Source organism: Streptomyces dengpaensis (assembly GCF_002946835.1).
Taxonomy (GTDB): domain Bacteria; phylum Actinomycetota; class Actinomycetes; order Streptomycetales; family Streptomycetaceae; genus Streptomyces; species Streptomyces dengpaensis.
In genome coordinates this window covers 349142-365052 of sequence record NZ_CP026652.1, presented here as the reverse complement: position 1 = coordinate 365052, position 15911 = coordinate 349142, and the positions used below count along the sequence as shown (strand labels likewise).

General features: G+C 71.3%; 11 protein-coding genes and 3 pseudogenes. 9 read left to right on the top strand and 5 right to left on the bottom strand.

Going from position 1 to position 15911, the window contains the following annotated elements; translation table 11 throughout:
- Positions 1-99: 99 nt before the first annotated feature.
- The 4 genes from C4B68_RS01675 (at position 100) to C4B68_RS01665 (ending at position 6147) form a co-directional block, all read left to right on the top strand.
- Positions 100-3801 (top strand): S8 family peptidase, encoded by a 3702-nt coding sequence (locus C4B68_RS01675; protein ID WP_099505869.1) that lies wholly within the window; start codon positions 100-102, stop codon positions 3799-3801.
- A gap of 355 nt (positions 3802-4156) precedes the next feature.
- Positions 4157-4642 (top strand): hypothetical protein, encoded by a 486-nt coding sequence (locus tag C4B68_RS42820; protein WP_180289379.1) that lies wholly within the window; start codon positions 4157-4159, stop codon positions 4640-4642.
- 10 nt (positions 4643-4652) lie between these two features.
- Positions 4653-5084, top strand: a complete 432-nt coding sequence (locus tag C4B68_RS44290; protein ID WP_180289378.1) for a S8 family serine peptidase — start codon at positions 4653-4655, stop codon at positions 5082-5084.
- Between the two features lie 58 nt (positions 5085-5142).
- A complete protein-coding gene (locus C4B68_RS01665; protein ID WP_099505865.1) occupies positions 5143-6147 on the top strand; it encodes a helix-turn-helix transcriptional regulator in 1005 nt (334 codons plus the stop codon).
- A 621-nt stretch (positions 6148-6768) separates the two neighbouring features.
- Here the strand turns inward: C4B68_RS01665 and C4B68_RS01655 are convergent.
- Entirely contained in the window at positions 6769-8496 is a 1728-nt protein-coding gene (locus tag C4B68_RS01655; protein ID WP_099505864.1) for a sensor histidine kinase, read from the bottom strand.
- Between the two features lie 89 nt (positions 8497-8585).
- Here C4B68_RS01655 and C4B68_RS41625 point away from each other — a divergent pair, with 89 nt between their 5' ends.
- From C4B68_RS41625 to C4B68_RS01645, 3 genes and pseudogenes are all read left to right on the top strand, one after another.
- A complete protein-coding gene (locus C4B68_RS41625) occupies positions 8586-8744 on the top strand; it encodes a hypothetical protein (protein ID WP_167458980.1) in 159 nt (52 codons plus the stop codon).
- A 35-nt stretch (positions 8745-8779) separates the two neighbouring features.
- A pseudogene (locus C4B68_RS01650) lies at positions 8780-9328 on the top strand (MFS transporter); the annotation flags it as partial.
- Positions 9329-9342: 14 nt separating this feature from the next.
- Entirely contained in the window at positions 9343-9816 is a 474-nt protein-coding gene (locus C4B68_RS01645) for a hemerythrin domain-containing protein (RefSeq protein ID WP_099505863.1), read from the top strand.
- A 70-nt stretch (positions 9817-9886) separates the two neighbouring features.
- Here C4B68_RS01645 and C4B68_RS01640 read toward each other — a convergent pair whose 3' ends face one another.
- The 3 genes and pseudogenes from C4B68_RS01640 to C4B68_RS01630 all read right to left on the bottom strand — a co-directional run bounded on the left by C4B68_RS01640 (position 9887) and on the right by C4B68_RS01630 (position 12151).
- Positions 9887-10348 carry a pyridoxamine 5'-phosphate oxidase family protein gene (locus C4B68_RS01640; RefSeq protein ID WP_099505862.1) on the bottom strand — a complete coding sequence of 154 codons (462 nt, stop codon included), beginning with the start codon at positions 10346-10348 and terminating at the stop codon, positions 9887-9889.
- Between the two features lie 40 nt (positions 10349-10388).
- Positions 10389-11064: pseudogene (locus C4B68_RS01635) on the bottom strand (helix-turn-helix domain-containing protein).
- A gap of 19 nt (positions 11065-11083) precedes the next feature.
- Complete coding sequence (locus C4B68_RS01630) at positions 11084-12151, bottom strand: zinc-dependent alcohol dehydrogenase family protein (protein WP_099505861.1); 1068 nt, start codon at positions 12149-12151, stop codon at positions 11084-11086.
- 278 nt (positions 12152-12429) lie between these two features.
- On the opposite strand from C4B68_RS01630, the gene C4B68_RS01625 reads away from it, so the two are divergent.
- Positions 12430-12822, top strand: a complete 393-nt coding sequence (locus C4B68_RS01625; protein WP_099505860.1) for an STAS domain-containing protein — start codon at positions 12430-12432, stop codon at positions 12820-12822.
- Between the two features lie 124 nt (positions 12823-12946).
- Entirely contained in the window at positions 12947-13528 is a 582-nt protein-coding gene (locus C4B68_RS01620) for an Rv1733c family protein (protein ID WP_099505859.1), read from the top strand.
- Positions 13529-13971: 443 nt separating this feature from the next.
- Here C4B68_RS01620 and C4B68_RS01610 read toward each other — a convergent pair.
- Positions 13972-15756: pseudogene (locus tag C4B68_RS01610) on the bottom strand (GNAT family N-acetyltransferase); the annotation flags it as partial.
- Positions 15757-15911: the final 155 nt, after the last annotated feature.

Below are 15911 nucleotides of genomic sequence, written 5' to 3'. Positions count from 1 at the left end.
AGCCGCGCCAGGGGGAATCCATTGCCGGAGGCCGAGGGCGCCTCCATGATCCAGGTCAACTCCCGTTCCTGGTTCGCCTGGAGGCCCTCCTTGCCCGAAATGCCCCTTCCCAGACCCAGGTTGATCGCGCTCGGCGCGGTCGCGGCCCTGGCACTCGGGGTCGTACCAGCCACCGCCGTGGTGTCCGCGAGCCCGGCCACCCCCGTGTCCGCCAAAGCCGCACAGTGGTCCCCCGGCAACGGCGGCACGCACACCGTCACCCTGATCACCGGTGACAAGGTCACGATCGGCACCGCCGCCGACGGCACCGTCGTCCGGTCCTTCGAAGGCGCGAACGGAACCACCACAGGCTTCCACCGGGCCGTCATCGACGGCTCGATGTACGTCTATCCCGACTCCGTCCTGCCGTACGTCAGCGCCGGAAAGCTGGACAAGCAGCTGTTCAACGTGACCCGGCTGGTCGCCGACGGATACGACGACGCGCACACCTCCCGGCTCCCGCTCGTCGTGAGCTACACCGACGCCGCCGCCAGGTCCCGCACCCAGCCGAAGGTGGCCGGCTCAACCGTCGTGCGCCGGCTGGGCAGCATTCAGGGCGCGGCCCTCGCGCAGAACCGCAAGCAGGCTCCGGCGTTCTGGTCAGCGCTCACCGGCGGTTCCGGCGCGGCGTCCCGGTCGGCGAAGCCGGCCTTCGCGGGTGGCATCGCCAAGGTCTGGCTCGACGGCAAGGTGAGGGCCGGCCTCGCCGATTCGACCGCACAGATCGGTGCGCAGCAGGTCTGGGCAAGGGGGAACACCGGCAAGGGTGTGAAGGTGGCGGTGCTCGACACCGGTGTGGACACCGAGCACCCCGACCTGGCCGAGCAGATCGACGACAGCGCCAGCTTCGTCCCGCACGAGCCGGATGTCGCCGACTACCACGGTCACGGCACCCACGTCGCCTCGACGGTCGCCGGCACCGGCAGTGCCTCCGACGGCCAGGAGCGCGGTGTCGCCCCAGGCGCCCGGCTGGAGATCGGCAAGGTGCTCGACCAGAACGGCTCGGGCCAGGAGTCCTGGATCATCGCGGGCATGGAATGGGCCGCCCGGGACCAGCAGGCCAAGATCATCAGCATGAGCCTGGGCGGAGGCGGTGACGCCACCGACCCGATGAGCCAGGCGGTCGACCGGCTCAGCCTCGAGACCGGCGCGCTGTTCGTCATCGCGGCGGGCAACGGAGGTCCGAACTCCATCAGCAGCCCCGGTGCCGCGGACTCCGCGCTGACCGTCGGCGCCGTCGACTCCGCGGACCAGCTCGCCGACTTCTCCAGCACGGGCCCGCGTGTCGGTGATTTCGGGCTGAAGCCCGAAATCACCGCACCCGGCGTCGACATCCTCGCGGCCCGCTCCCACTACCGCCGAGGCTCGGGCTACTACACCACGATGAGCGGTACGTCGATGGCGACACCGCACGTCGCCGGCGCCGCCGCGCTGCTGGCCTCCGTCCACCCCGACTGGACCGGCGCGCAGCTGAAGGAAGCACTGGTCAGCAGCGCCAAGGCCACCCCGTCGTACACCCCGTACCAGGCCGGCGGTGGGCGGCTCGACGCCCTGGCGGCGGTGAACACCTCGGTCTTCGCGACCGTCAGCGCCTTCTCCGGCTTCAGCGCCTGGCCACACGAGCCGGGTGAGACCGACGTCCGGAAGGTGACGTACACCAACACCGGCGACGCCCCGGTCAGCCTCGACCTGGCGATCGACGCGGCCGCCCCGGCGGGGCTGTTCACCCTCTCCGAGGACAAGGTCACCGTTCCCGCCCACGGCACCACCTCGGTCCTCCTGACCGCGGTCCTGGACCGACTGCCCACGGACCAGCAGATCAGCGGCATGATCACCGGTAAGGACAGCGCCGGAAAGGTCCGGGCCAGGACCCTGATCGGCGCGGCGAAGGAGGGGCAGCGGCAGAACCTGACCATCGTCGCGAAGGACCGGGCGGGCAAGCCGCTGTCCGGCAGGGTCGTCCTCACCGCTCACCGCCTGTTCACGGTGGTGGATCTCGACGCGTCCGGCACCGGCACCGCACGGCTGCCGGTCGGCAGCTACAGCGGATGGCTCATCGCCGATGTGCGGGGGGCCAACGGGCCGCACTCGCTGGGCATGGCGATGCTCGCCTTCAACGACGTCAAGCTGGACCAGGACCGTACCGTCACCCTGGACGGCCGGAAGGCCCGTCAGATCCTCGCCCACGCGCCGAGGCAGACCACCGCCGTCGCTCCGCGACTGGACATCCACCGGTCGTTCACCGACAGCCTGGTCGAGTCCTCCACGATGCCCAACGAGACCTACGACAGTATCTGGGCGCTGCCGACCGGAGAGAAGGTCACCGACGGCAAGTTCGAGTTCGGCGCCCGCTTCCGCCTCGAGCAGCCGGCGCTGACCGTGGGCACGAAGTCGGAGACCTTCGACGACCCGCTGGTCAAGCGTGCGGCCAAGCCGCTGCCGGCCGGCACCCGGACCCTGGGGGCGGTCTTCGCTGAGGAGGGTGCGGCCGAGACACTCGCCCGCAAGGGCGTACGCGGCAAGGCCGTGGTAGTGCGGCGCAGCGACTCCGTCACGATCAAGGAGCAGGCGGAGGCCGCCGCGGCGGCGGGCGCGCAGATGCTCCTGGTCGCCCACGACGGCATCGGCCGGCTGCGGCCCTGGGACGAGAACCCCTGGAGCCCGGAGAGCCCGGCCCCGCTGACGGTCGCGACACTCAACACCGACCAGGGCGACGACCTGATCGACGCGCTCCAGCGGGGCTCCGTCGAGCTGAAGGTCACCTCGCATCCCACCACCGACTATCTCTACGACGTCGTGCACCACTGGACCGGCGCCGTCCCGGCGGACCCGACCTGGCGGGTGGAGCCGCGCGACCTGGGCCGGGTGGACGTCTCGTTCCGCAACCACCGGCCCGGCAAGGCGAACGAGTTCCGTTACGACGTGTGGCAGGGCTGGACCGCCGGAAACCAGCTCACCGTTCCCGCCCAGGGAGAGCGGACCGACTGGGTCACCTCCGACGCCGCTTGGTACGAAAGCGCCTTCATTCCCACGGAGACCGGGCAGCACTCGATCAATAACCTGCGCTACCCGGCCGGTAGGGCCGGCAAGGCCGACTGGTTCGGACCGATCCAGCGACCCCGAATGGGCCCGACGAGCTCCCAACCGGTGCGCTACCTCGACACCGTGTACATCCCCGCGCCCGGCTGGGGCGACTCCGGCGCCGGCCATGTCGGGGATGCCCGCGGCAACTTCGACGTCAAGAACTGGATGTCGCTCTACCAGGGTGACCGCCAACTCAACTGGGGCAACGCCGAGTTCCTGCCGGTTCCCCGGCTCGCCGCGGAGCGGCTGCCCTACCGGCTGGTGGTCGACAACGACCGGGGCGCCTGGGCTCACCCGTACTCGACGCACACGCTGACCGAGTGGAACTTCACCTCCGCGGCCACCGGGGTCGAGTCGGTAGAGTCCCTGCCGCTGATCCAGCTCGACTACGGCGTGGACACCGACAAGGCGGGCCGGGCGGACCGGCGCGCCAAGCTCACGGTGACCGCATCGCACCTGCCCGGAACGACCGCCGCCATCGGGAAGCTCTCCGTCGAGATCTCGTACGACGACGGGGCGACCTGGCAGCGGGCCGACCTGGACCGCGCCGGTGACGGATGGCGGACGAGCCTCGAGGCCCCGAAGTCCGCCGGCTTCGTCAGCCTCCGGGTCACCGGCCGGGACAGCGCCGACAACGCCGTCTCCCAGACGATCACCCGGGCCTTCGGCCTGCGCTGACGTCACCGACGGAGTACGAACCGGGCGGGGCCGCGGTCTGCGGCCCCGCCCGCGGCATGCGCACCGGGTTGTTCCGGTACGGATCCGCATCAGCCTGGCCACGGTGGCGGCGGCCGATGCTCCTCGCAGCGGCGGTGGGCAGAGCGGGGCGCTCGGTTGCACGGCTCCCAGCTTCCCGGCCAGAGCCGGCCCGCGGTCGCCGTGGACGCCTCCCGGTCGTCTGGCACCGAGCGGTGTCACCGTTGCGACATGTCCCACCTGTGCCACCGGAATCGAGTGACACCTCATCCGCTGCCAGCTGATTCCTTCCAGCGCATGAACACCACACTGCGGGCCGAGGGAAGGCGCAGGACTGATGAGACGGATCCGCCTGGTGGCGGCGGTATCGACAGGCTTGGCGCTGGTTGCGGGGGCGGCGGCGTCCGTGTCCGCGGGCGCAAGTGGCCCGCGTGAGGGCGCCGTTGCGAGCACGTCGGCCAACGGCATGGCGACGGTGCGACGGATCACCGGTGACAGCGTGACGGTCACCAGGGCCTCGGACGGCCGGCAGATCGCCTCCGTCACCCCTGGCGCGGGACGACGGGGCGTCCTCTTCCGGACCCAGGAGCTGGACGGGCATCTGACGGTGCTTGCGTCCCACGCCGGCACCCTGGTCGCATCCGGCCGCCTCGACCGGCAGTTGTTCGACGTGACGGCGCTCGTCGCGCAGAAGTACGACGAGGCCCACACCGACGCGCTGCCGCTCATCGTAGGGCGGGCGGACGGCGTGGCGGCAGCCGCCATCAACGACCTCACCGCTCTGGCGGCGGGAGTCCCCCGTCCGCAGGCTCGACAGCATTGACGCACGGGCGATGCGCGTGTCCGACACCGACCTTGGCCGGTTCTGGAAGGAACTGGTCCCCGCCGGCGGGCAGTTGAAGGTGGCCGAGGTCGCCGCCATCCCGCGGGTGTGGCTGGACGGCCGGGTGGGCGCGTCCCTCGACCGCAGCACGGCACAGATCGGTGCCCCGGATGTGTGGCAGGCCGGTTACCGGGGCGACGGGGTGAAGGTCGCCGTCCTGGACACCGGCGTCGACCAGACCCATCCCGACCTGGCCGGGCGGATCGCCAAGGCCTCTTCCCGTCCGCCGAAGCGGCCGTCACATAGCCGTAGAATTTGCCCCTCCCGGCACGGGCCGGGTCGACGGTCACCGGGACCTCCGCCGTCGCTTCCGCCGGAACGCGCACCGACCCGGAGCCGAGGCGGACCCCGCCGTCGCCGAGCTCTCCTCCCTCTGATGTAGTACGGTATTCAACCAGCGAGTTCAATCATTGAATCCCAGGGGCCGAGGAGAGACATTCGTGGTGCTGGAGCCCGCGGGAGTCACTCCCGAGGAGGAGTCCGTCTACGGGCTGCTCGTGACGTCCGGCCGCGCTACGACGGCGGACCTCGTCCAGCGGGCCGGCCTGACGGAGCTGGAGGCCGAGCGGATCCTGACGTCACTGACGTCCAAGGGCCTCGCCAGCCATACGGACGCGACCCCCCGGGTGTACCGGGCGGCTCCCCCGGACGTGGCGCTGCTGCCCCGACTGAAGCGCAGCGCCGACGCACTGGACCTTGCCCGGGTCGAGGCCACCCGTCTGGTCGAGTCCTACCGGGACACGATGCGCCGGCACGACGCCGGCCAGTTGCTGGAGGTCATCACCGGGGCCGAAGCCCTGCGTCAGCACCTCCGGCAGATCCAGACCGGCGCGCAGGACGAGATGCTCTGGTTCTGCAAGGCCCAGTACGTGGCCATGCCGTCCGGCAGCAACACCGAGGAGTTCCAGGCACTGAGCCGGGGCGTTCGGTACCGGGTGCTGTACGAGAAGACGTTCTTCGACGACGAAGGTGCCGTGGACAACGTCGTCGCGGGCGTACGGGCCGGCGAGGTCGCCCGCGCCGTACCGCACTTGCCGCTGCGCCTGGCGATCGCGGACCGTTCCGTCGCCATCTTCCCTCTCGTGGCCGGCGGACCCCATGGCAGCCCGGAAGAGCCCACCACCGCGTTGGTCAGGGACAGCAACCTGCTCGCCGCCCTGATCGCCCTGTTCGAGCGCTACTGGGAGGACGCCGTCCCCCTGCACGTCGACGACGCCGGCGCGGTCTCGGGCACCGACGGCGTCGGCGGCGCCAACTCCCTTTCCCCCACCGACCACAAGCTGCTGTCCCTGCTGGTGGCGGGAGTCGCCGACAAAGCGATCGCCTCGCAGATGGGGCTGAGCCGGCGGACCGTCCAGCGCCGTATCCAGAGCATGATGGAGCACGCCGGCGCGACGACCCGTATGCAACTCGCCTGGCAGGCCGCACGCCGCGGATGGCTCTGAACCGGCACCGTCCGGCACATCCGCGAACAAGCCACGACGGCCGCTGACGCGTCGGCCGTCAGTCGCCCAGGCCACGCCGGACTCCCTGGCGTCCGCTTCTCGAGGATGAGCACGTCAGGCCGGACGAGTCGGGCGACGGCTGGCCGAGTGTCCCGTCGGCGGGCGCCGGCTGGTGGTGAAGCTGGAGGTCCGGCGCTTCTTCTGCGACGTTCCCGGCTGCGAACGCCGTACGCTCGTCGAGCAGGTGGAGGGCCTGACCAGGCGTTATGCCCGTGCCGGGCCCGGCGTAAAGATGATGTGGCGATCCATCGCGCTCACGGCCGGCCGGGCGGGCATGCGGCTGTGCCGTTCACTGCCCATACCCACCGGCCGGGCCCAGCTGCTCGGCCAGCTACACGCTGGCGGGTATCAAGTTGGCAACGTGTACAGGGAATGCCGGGAAGTTCCAAACAGCCCAAGAGCATCTCGCACCTCGGGGCATTGAAGTGGAACAGGTCGCCGACCGGAGCCCCCCGACCTGCGGACCCTGTCCGGACGTCCGCTCCCCTGCTGAGCGGGGCCCAAGCCGCCGACGGCAAGCGCCGCACTTCCGGCCGGAGGCACCCCGCCCCACGCGGGTCTCTACTCGGCAGGCACCGGCACCCACCACACCATCGTGGTGCCCCCTTCATGAGGACTGCTCAGCTCCAGCGCGCCACCGAGCTGTTCGGCCCGCTCCGCCATATTGTGCAACCCGCTGCGGCGGCCGTCGGGGGCGATGCCGACGCCGTTGTCCGTGACCGTGAGGCGGACCTGCGGGGAGTCGGCCGTGAGGACGACGTCGGCGCGGGAGGCTTGGGCGTGTCGGGCGATGTTGGTGAGGGCCTCGGAGAGTACGGCGATGACCTGGTCGGCGACGTCCTGGGGCACGTCCGTGTCCACCAGGCCCTCCATCCGGACGCTGGGGGCGAAGCCGAGCACCGGGGCGGCCTCGCCGACCGCCCGCACGACTCGCGCGCGCAGTCCCGTCCCGGCACCGCCGTCACGCACTCGCAGTCCGAAGATCGTCGACCTGATAATCCTGATGGTCTCGTCCAAGTCGTCCACCGCGCGCACCACGCGCTCGGAGGCCTCGGGGTGCTCGATGAACCGGCCCGCGCTCTGCAAGGTCATGCCCGTGGCGAACAGCCGCTGGATCGCCAGGTCGTGCAGGTCGCGGGCGATGCGGTCGCGGTCCTTGAGCACCGCGACCTCTTCGGCGTCCGCACGCCGTTCCGCGAGCTCCATGGCGACGGCCGCCTGCGCGGCGAAGCCCTGCAGCGGTTCGATCTCCTTGCCGGTGAACACCGTCTGCCTCGCCCCTCGGATCAGCAGGACGACGCCGCGTACGCCGCCCTCCCCCGTGCCTACGGGAACGGCGACGCCGGGACCGAGTCCGGTGAAGCTCGGGGGACCGGCCGGGACTCGTTCGTCATGGGAGACGTCCGGGCTGGTGACGGGGGCGACCGTCGAGAAGGCCTCGCCGATCAGGCTGCCGTCGACGGGCAGCACCAGTCCGCGCAGTGACTCCGCCTCGGGCCCGATGGCGAGTTCCACGCTGAGCGAGTCGGTGTCCTCCATCGGCATCGCGACCATGGCCAGGGCGGCGCCGGTGATTTCCCGGGCTCGCTCGGCGATCAGGCCGAGGACCTCGGCGCGAAGGCTGCCTGACATCAGACTTTGAGTGATCTCCGCGTTCGCCCGCAGCCACCGCTCGCGCAGCCGGGACTCTTCGTACAGGCGGGCGTTGTCGATCGCGACGCCGGCCGCCACCGCCAGGGTGGAGAGGACCGACTCGTCCTCCTCGTCGAACTGCGCTCCGCCGCGCTTCTCGGTGAGGTACAGGTTGCCGAAGACCTGGTCGCGCACTCGGATGGGGACGCCGAGGAAGGTGTTCATCGGCGGGTGGTTGGGCGGGAAGCCGTACGAGGCGGGGTGCTCGGAGATCTTCGTCAGGCGCAGCGGCTCGGGACGGTTGATCAGCTCGCCGAGGATGCCGTGCCCCCCCGGGAACGGGCCGATCCGGGCGATCTGCTCCTTGGTGACCCCGACCGTGTGGAAGGCGGACAGCCGCTTGCCGTCCGGCCCGATCACTCCGAGGGCCGCGTATTCGGCGTCGACCAGTACTGCGGCGGCTTCGACGATGCTGTGCAGCGCCTGCTCCAGGTCCAGCTCTCGGCCGACCGAGAGCACTGCCTCCAGCAGACTGTGCACCCGGTCGCGGGTGCCACGGGCCGTGTCCAGACGGGCCTGGAGTTCCTCCAGCAGCTCGTCCAGCCTCAGCTGCGGCAGCCGTACGCGGGCCTCCCGGGGCTCGTCGGGGCTTCCCACCTGCGTCTCCTCGGTCCCGTGGGCGGGCGGACACCAGCCGTTCCGGTCATGGGTCACGGTACCGGCCCGCCGCGCGTGACGGTACGGAATTGGGTCCGGCGTCCGGTGGTCCGCTGGCCGCCCTCGCCGTGAACGAGTGGGGAACGGGCATCGGCGTGCACCCCACCGACGACGTACTGGGGCCGTTCGGCCTTGCGGTGGGGACGGACAGCACCTGCCCGGCCCGGTGGGCCCCGTTCGACGCTTGAGCAGTGTCGTGATCGAGGAACACGTCTCCCGCCGGGCGGTCGCGTTCGGCGGCTACGTGGCCTTCTCCGTCTACCTGCCGACCTACCTCAAGACCGGCTACGGGCTCACCCAAGCCGACGCCGCCAACCGTATGGCCGGGTTCGTGCTGCTGGCTGTGGCGATGCGGCCGGTCGGCGGCTGGCTGTCGGACCGCGTCGGGCCGGTGAAGGTGCTGGCCGGATCGCTGGGCGTGGTGTTCGCCGGAGCCATCGCCCAGTCCTTCACTCCGGCGCTGGCACCGGTCGGCACCCTCGCGTTCCTGTCGTTGGGTGCCGCGCTCGGGGCGGCCAGCGGTGCCGTGTTCGCCCTGGTTGCCCTGCTGGCGCCGGCGAACAAGGTCGGTTCGGTCACCGGTATCGTCGGCGCCGCGGGCGGCCTGGGCGGCTTCGTCCCGCCGCTGCTGATGGGCTCGCTATACGGCACGTACGGCTCGTACGCCCTCGGCCTGGTCCTGCTCTCGGCGGTCGCCGCCGGGGCCCTCACCTTCACGCAGACCGGTGTGCGCCACGCCGTGGCCCGGCGTCGGCTCGCGCAACAGCACTGAGAGGGGAACGTGTCATGTGTGAGTACTGCGGGTGCCAGGCACTGGAGACCATCGACGAGTTGACCCAGGAGCACGAGAAGGCCGTGACACTCATCAGCCGCGTACGGGACGCCCGGCAGGACGGTGAGATCGCCCTGATGGCGGAACTCGCCCGCGAGATCGCCTCCGTGCTGGGGCCGCACACCCAGGTGGAAGAACACGGACTGTTCCCGGCGCCGGCCGGGGAGTTCCCAGAGAAGATCGCCGCGCTGCGGGACGAGCACCGCCGTATCGACGCCGTCCTGGCCGAGGCGAGCGGCCCCTTCCTCGCCGACCTGAGCTGGCCGGATCGGCTGATCACGACCCTCGACCTGCTGCGGGAGCACATCCTCAAGGAGCAGGACGGCGTCTTCCCCGCCGCCCTGGCGTTGTTGGAGCCCGAGCAGTGGGAGGCCGTGGAAGCGGTGCGCGCCCGCCTCGGCCGACGTGAACCGGAGCTGTTCTCCTGAGCTTGCGTACTTCGCCTCATCGTCCGCCCGGCGCAGATCTGTCGCCGGGCGGACTTCTGTCCGGTAGCGGTCAGAACGACAGACCGCGGTCGTCAGCCGCAGTGAGTTCCAGGCCGTAGACGGTACGTCCGCCGACGACTTCGCGTCCGGTCACCAGCTCCGGCTCGATCCGAACGAAGACCTCCTCCGGCGACGGCACCCAGGAGCGCGGGCCGGTCCGCAACAGCCGTTCGTGTTCGGCCGGTTCGGCGACGACCGTGGCGGGTCCGGTGACGACGACGCTCCAGCCGGATTGCGCTGTCGCGTCGACCTCGTCGACCTCGAAGGCGACCACCGCACCGTCGACCGCTCGTACGAGTTCTGATGCGGCGGAGGTGCGCACGACCACTGCTCCCTCGTCCAGGGCGAAATTGACGGGAAGCACGGCGGGCAAAGCCTCGCGCGTGTGGACGATGCGGCCGACGGGCACCTGCGTCAGCAGCCGCATGCATTCGCGCCGGTCGAGTTCACGGAATCCGTCGTTGGCGTACATCAGTCGTGCTTCTCTCACCAGTCGCAGGGGGAAGGGAACGTCACACGGTGATCCGGCGCCCGGTGACCGCGAGCGGATCGACACACATCCACAGCTCACGTCGGCCTCCCGCCCAGGGCGTGCTGTACGCCCCTTCGTCGAGCCGACGTGTCTCGTCGGGATCCGTCACGGTTCGCGCGCGCCCACGCACGACAACGCTCCAGCCGCGGCTGAAGGCCTCGTCGATGCGGTCGACTTCGCAGGCCACCAAACGGCCGGACGCCAGCGACGGCGTCGTGCCAGAGGCCGTCCGGAACGCGATCACGCCATCCACGACGCTGTAGTTGACAGGAGCGATGACGGGTCCCGAAGTGGTGGACACCGCGATCCTCCCCACACCGTGTGTCCCAAGGAGGGATCTGCACTCGTCCTGTCCCAGTTCGGTGAACTCGGGGGGCGCGGGCCGCCTGTTCCAGGCCGGGCGGGAGGTCGGCGTCGCCGCGGGCGAGCTCCGGCACCGTGGTCTCCAGCGCCACGGCCAGGCTGAGGAGCGTTCCCCTGTTCGGAGCGGCGCCCGGGTGCTCCTCCAGATGCCTCAGGTAGCTGGGAGCCATGCCCGCCCGGATGGCCGTCTCCCGCCGGGCCAGGCCGAGTTGCGCGCGTCGCGTGGCGATGCGGCGTCCCAGATCGCCCAGAGGCCGTTCGGCCGCCGCGTCCAGCCGTGTCCGTTCAGCCATGGCTCCTCACGTCCCTTCGTCAGGCCGCGCGTACGGCGACCTCGTGCTGCTCCCCGCCGAGCACGACCTTGAGGGCGCCGGTGTCGGCAGCCTGGGCGAAGACGTTGTACGCCTCCTCCATGCGGTCCAGCGGGAAGGTGTGGGTGACCAGCTGCGAGGTGGGCAGGCGGCCGGCGGCCGCCATTCGCAGCAGGGTCGGGGTGGAGTAGGTGTCGACCAGACCCGTGGTGATGGTGATGTTCTTGATCCACAGGTCTTCCAGGTGCAGGGTCGCGGGGGCGCCGTGCACGCCGACGTTGGCGACGTGGCCGCCGGGCCGGACCATGCGGGTGCACAGTTCGAAGCTCTCCGGCACGCCGACCGCCTCGATGACGACGTCCGCGCCGAGCCCGTCGGTGAGGTCGGCGACCAGCTGTTCGGGCGTCTCCCGGGCGTCGGCCACGGCGTCGGCGCCCAGCTGCCGGGCGGCCTCCAGTCGGGCGGGGGCCAGGTCGACGGCGACGATCCGTTCGGGGGTGAACAGCCGGGCCGTGGCGATGGCCGCCAGTCCGATGGGGCCCGCGCCGACCACGACGACGGTGTCTCCGGGACGGACGTGCCCGTTGAGCACGCCCACCTCGTACGAGGTGGGGAAGATGTCGGCCAGCAGGACCGCGTCTTCGCTGTCCATGGCGGCAGGCAACGGGTGCACGGACAGGTCGGCGTAGGGGACCCGGACGTACTCGGCCTGAGTGCCGTCGATCAGGTGGCCGAGGATCCAGCCCCCGCCACCCCGGCACTGGCCGTACATTCCCTGACGGCAATAGGAGCACCGCCCGCACGCGCTGATGCAGGAGACCAGGACCCGGTCTCCCGGCCGCACGGTCCGGACGTCACTGCCGACATCGACGATCTCACCGACCGCCTCATGTCCCAGCACGGTGCCAGGGCGCACCTCGGGGACGTCGCCCTTGAGGATGTGCAGGTCCGTGCCGCAGATGGTGACGGCCCCGACGCGCACGATCGCGTCGGTGGGCTCCTTGATGGCCGGGTCCGGGACCTCCTCCCAGGCCGACTGTCCGGCGCCGTGGAACACGAAGCCTTTCATGACGTCTCTCTCCCCACTCGATGGGCTGCGGGGCCGGGGCCGGCGGCGGGATGCCGGCACCGATACGAGCCTGGCGCCGCCCTGCGTCGGATTTGCCCCGCAAGTCCAGCTTGGCCCGCACGCGCGCGGACCGCATGGGCCGGTCGGGCCCCTTGAGGAGCCGGACAGGGTCTGGTTCGTACGGCTGCCGCATGCGGTTTCCGGCGGGCCCACCGGACCCACGAGGCAGGGACCGATCGGCCCTTCCGCCCGGTCACCGGCGGGGATTTGATCAGGCTATGTCCGAGAACCACACGAGGCTCGCACCGTCCCCGGCGGTACGCACCGTCGATGGGACGACGATCGTCGCGCTGCACGGCGAGATCGACCTCGTGACAGCGATACCGCTGGCAGCACTCCTCGACATCCTGGCCTCGGGCCCGCAACCCGACCTGGTGCTCGACCTGCGTCCCATGTCCTTCATCGACTGCGCCGGACTGGGTGTCCTGTGCCGGGCGCGGAACCGGGTCCGGGCACGTCACGGCCGGCTCCGGCTGGTCACCGGCAACAGGCGCTTCCTGCGGATTCTCCGCGCCGCGGGCCTGGCCGGGGTGTTCGAGGTGCACTCCGACCTGTCCAGGGCATTGGAGCGTACGCGAGCTGGCGACAACTCCCTTGTCGCCATGGGCTGAACGGCCCACTTCCAGCCGGGAAGCGGTGCCGGGCGGCCCTACGACGTCGCCTCCTCGGCCCATGTCACCGCGCTTCAGCGACTGCCACCTTCGAAGGTGTGACGACTGGAGGGGGTGCGGAGCCATGAGCGGCGGCAAGCGGGTGGGGAAGCGGTTCTGGCGCTGGCGGAGCAACCCGCTACGACGCCGGGACGACATCGTCGAGGCCTGGATCGTGCTGGCCGTGTGGGCGGTGGTCGCGGCGGGCGGCATGGTCGCCGGTCTGGTGACGGCGCACGCCGCCGACGAGACGTTCCCGCAACAGCGGGTCGAGCGGACCTCCGTCCGTGCCGTACTCCTCAGCGACGTGCCGAAGCCCTCACCCGGCCGCTGGTCCTCGGGCGACAAGACTCCGGCAAAGGTCCGCTGGACTGCCCCCGACGGCTCCACCCGCACCGGCCGCGCCCTGGTCGACACCGGGCTCAAGGCCGGAACCGGTGTCGTGGTCTGGCAGGACCGGCACGGCACGCTGACCACCGCACCGCCGAGTTCCACCGAGGCCGCCGTCGAGGCGGGCGCCCTGGGCACCTTCGCCGGGCTCGCCCTCGCCGGCGCCGTCCATGTCGTGGGAGCGGTGGCTCGGTGGCGGCTCGACCGGCGGCGCGTCGACGGGTGGGGCCGGGAGTGGGACCTGGTGGGTCCGCAGTGGGGGCACAGGACCGGCTGAGGCTCAGATCCCCCACAGGAGGCCCTGGCAAGCATGTGTCCGCATGAGAGGAAGAGGGAGCGTCATGGAACGAGTCATCGTCGCCTGCGTCGACCGCTCGACGCAGCACCAGGCAGTCGTCCAGTGGGCCCGGCGGGAAGCAACGCTGCGCGGACTTCCGCTCCGGGTCATCTTTCACTCGCTGCCCGACAGCCTGGACGACGCGAAGCTGGTCGTGGCAAGCATGCGAGGGCGGGACGTCCTCACGTTCTCGGCCTGCCCTGTCGTCCTGGTCCCCGAGGAGCCCACCGCTTGGCATCCCGCGCGCCCCTTCACCGAGATCGTGCTCGGTGTGGATGCTCGCGAACCGGCGGAGGGAGCCGTTGACTTCGCGTTCGACACCGCCCGGTTTTGGGGCGTGAGGTTGCGCGCCGTGCACGCCTGGAGGTTCCCTTTCTGCGCCGTCGGGTCCGGCGTCCGGGGGACCGGGTGAGTGCTCGCACCAGGTCGTCTCCGGTGGCCTGGGCGACCGCGGTGGGGACGAGGGCCACCAACACGGCGTCGATGCCCGCGCACCGCATGAGCCGGTCCACGCACGCGCCGAGCTGTTCCTCCGTCATCGCGGCGGTGGCGTCGACGGGGTTGCCGATCGCGGCGCCGTCGGGCAGTACGGCGAGCAGGTCGTCGACCGTCGAGGGGTTGAACGTTGGTAGGGCGAGTCCGGCGTCCGCGCAGGCGTCCGCCGCCAGGACGCCCGCGCCACCCGCGTTGGTGATGATCGCGACCCGGGAACCCTCCGGCAGTGGCTGGGAGTGCAACAGGGCGGCGGTTTCGAGGAGTTCACCGACCGAGCGGGTGGCTGTGATGCCGGCCTGGGTGAACAGGGCCTGGCGGGTCATGGTGCGGCTGGCGGCGGCCGCTGTGTGCGAGGCGGCGGCGCGGCGGCCCGCGTCGGTGCGCCCGGCGTCGACGGTGAGTACCGGCATGCGGCGGGTCACGCGGCGGGCCGTACGGGAGAACGCGCGCGGATTGCCGAACGACTCCAGGTGCAGCAGGGCGATGCCGGTGCGGCAATCGCTCTCCCACCACTGGAGCATGTCATTGCCGCTGACGTCGAACTTGTCGCCGAGGGAGGCGAAGGAGGAGACGCCGATGCCCAGGCGGGAGAGCCCGTCGAGCAGGGCGATGCCGACCCCGCCGGACTGCACGGCGACGCCCGCCGTTCCGGGGCGAGGGTGGCCGGCGGCGAACGTGGCATCGAGCCGCCGCTCCGGCTCGGGGTTGGCGATCCCCAGGCAGTTCGGTCCGACGAGGCGCATGCCGTAGCTGCGGCAGGCGGTCAGAAGCGCCTGCGCCTGGCTGCTGTCGAGGTCGGCGGTCACCACGAGCAGGGCCCGTACGCCCGCCTTGCCGCACTCCTCGGCGGTGGCCGGCACGGCCGCGGCGGGCACGGCGACGACCGCGGGGTCCGGGGTCCGGGGCAGGGCGCTCACGGACGGGTGGGACGGGACGCCGAGGATGGATGTGGCGCTGGGGTTCACCGCGAAGAGGCGCCGGGTGAAGCCGCCGGAGTGCAGGTGGTGGAGGATCGCCCGGCCGACCGACCCGGGTTTGCGTCCGGCGCCTACGACTGCGACGACGTTCGGCCGCAGCAGGGGGCGGAGGCTGGCGACATCGGCGGTCCGGCCGCGTTCCTCCACGGCCGTGAGGTAGGTGTCGCCGGCGTCGAGCGCGATGGTGCACCGTACTTCCGGGCCTTCGAAGCGGCGGGCCGTCCTCAGGCCGAGGTCGGCGAAGAGCCGCAGCACCTCGTGGTTCTCGCTTAGCGCGTCGGCCGTGAAGGAGGTGATGCCCTCAGCGCGGGCCGCGGACACCAGGTGCTCGACCAGCAGGGTGCCGACGCCCCGGTGGTGCAGTCCGTCGGCGACGGCGATGGAGACCTCCGCGGAGTCCTTGCCGTCTCCCGTGTCGTATTCGGCGAGGCCGATGACCCGGCCCTGTGTCTCGGCCAGCAGGGCGTGGTAGCCGGGGCGGGCCGAGGCGCAGGCCCGGTCGGCGGCCAGGGCGGCCGACCGTCGGCTTGCCGCGAAGAACCTGAATCGCAGGTTCTCCGGGGACATCTCCTCGTAGAGGCCCTGCAGTTGATCGTGTTCGCCCGGTGCCACGGGACGGATGCACACGGTGGTGCCGTCCGCGAGAAGGGCGTGGACCGGGGGTCGGTTGAACACGTCGTCGGTCGTCGTGGTCATCGTGGGTCTCCTCCAAGCCTCTCGGCACTTCGAGCATCCAGCGGATCGGCGAGGGGGCCCATGGGCTGTCCGGGGTGCGTCGGGAGCCGCTCGGCCCAACATTTCCGCTGGTCGTCCCTGGTGTGGGGAGGGACCGGTGATCGGCGGCACTGGTC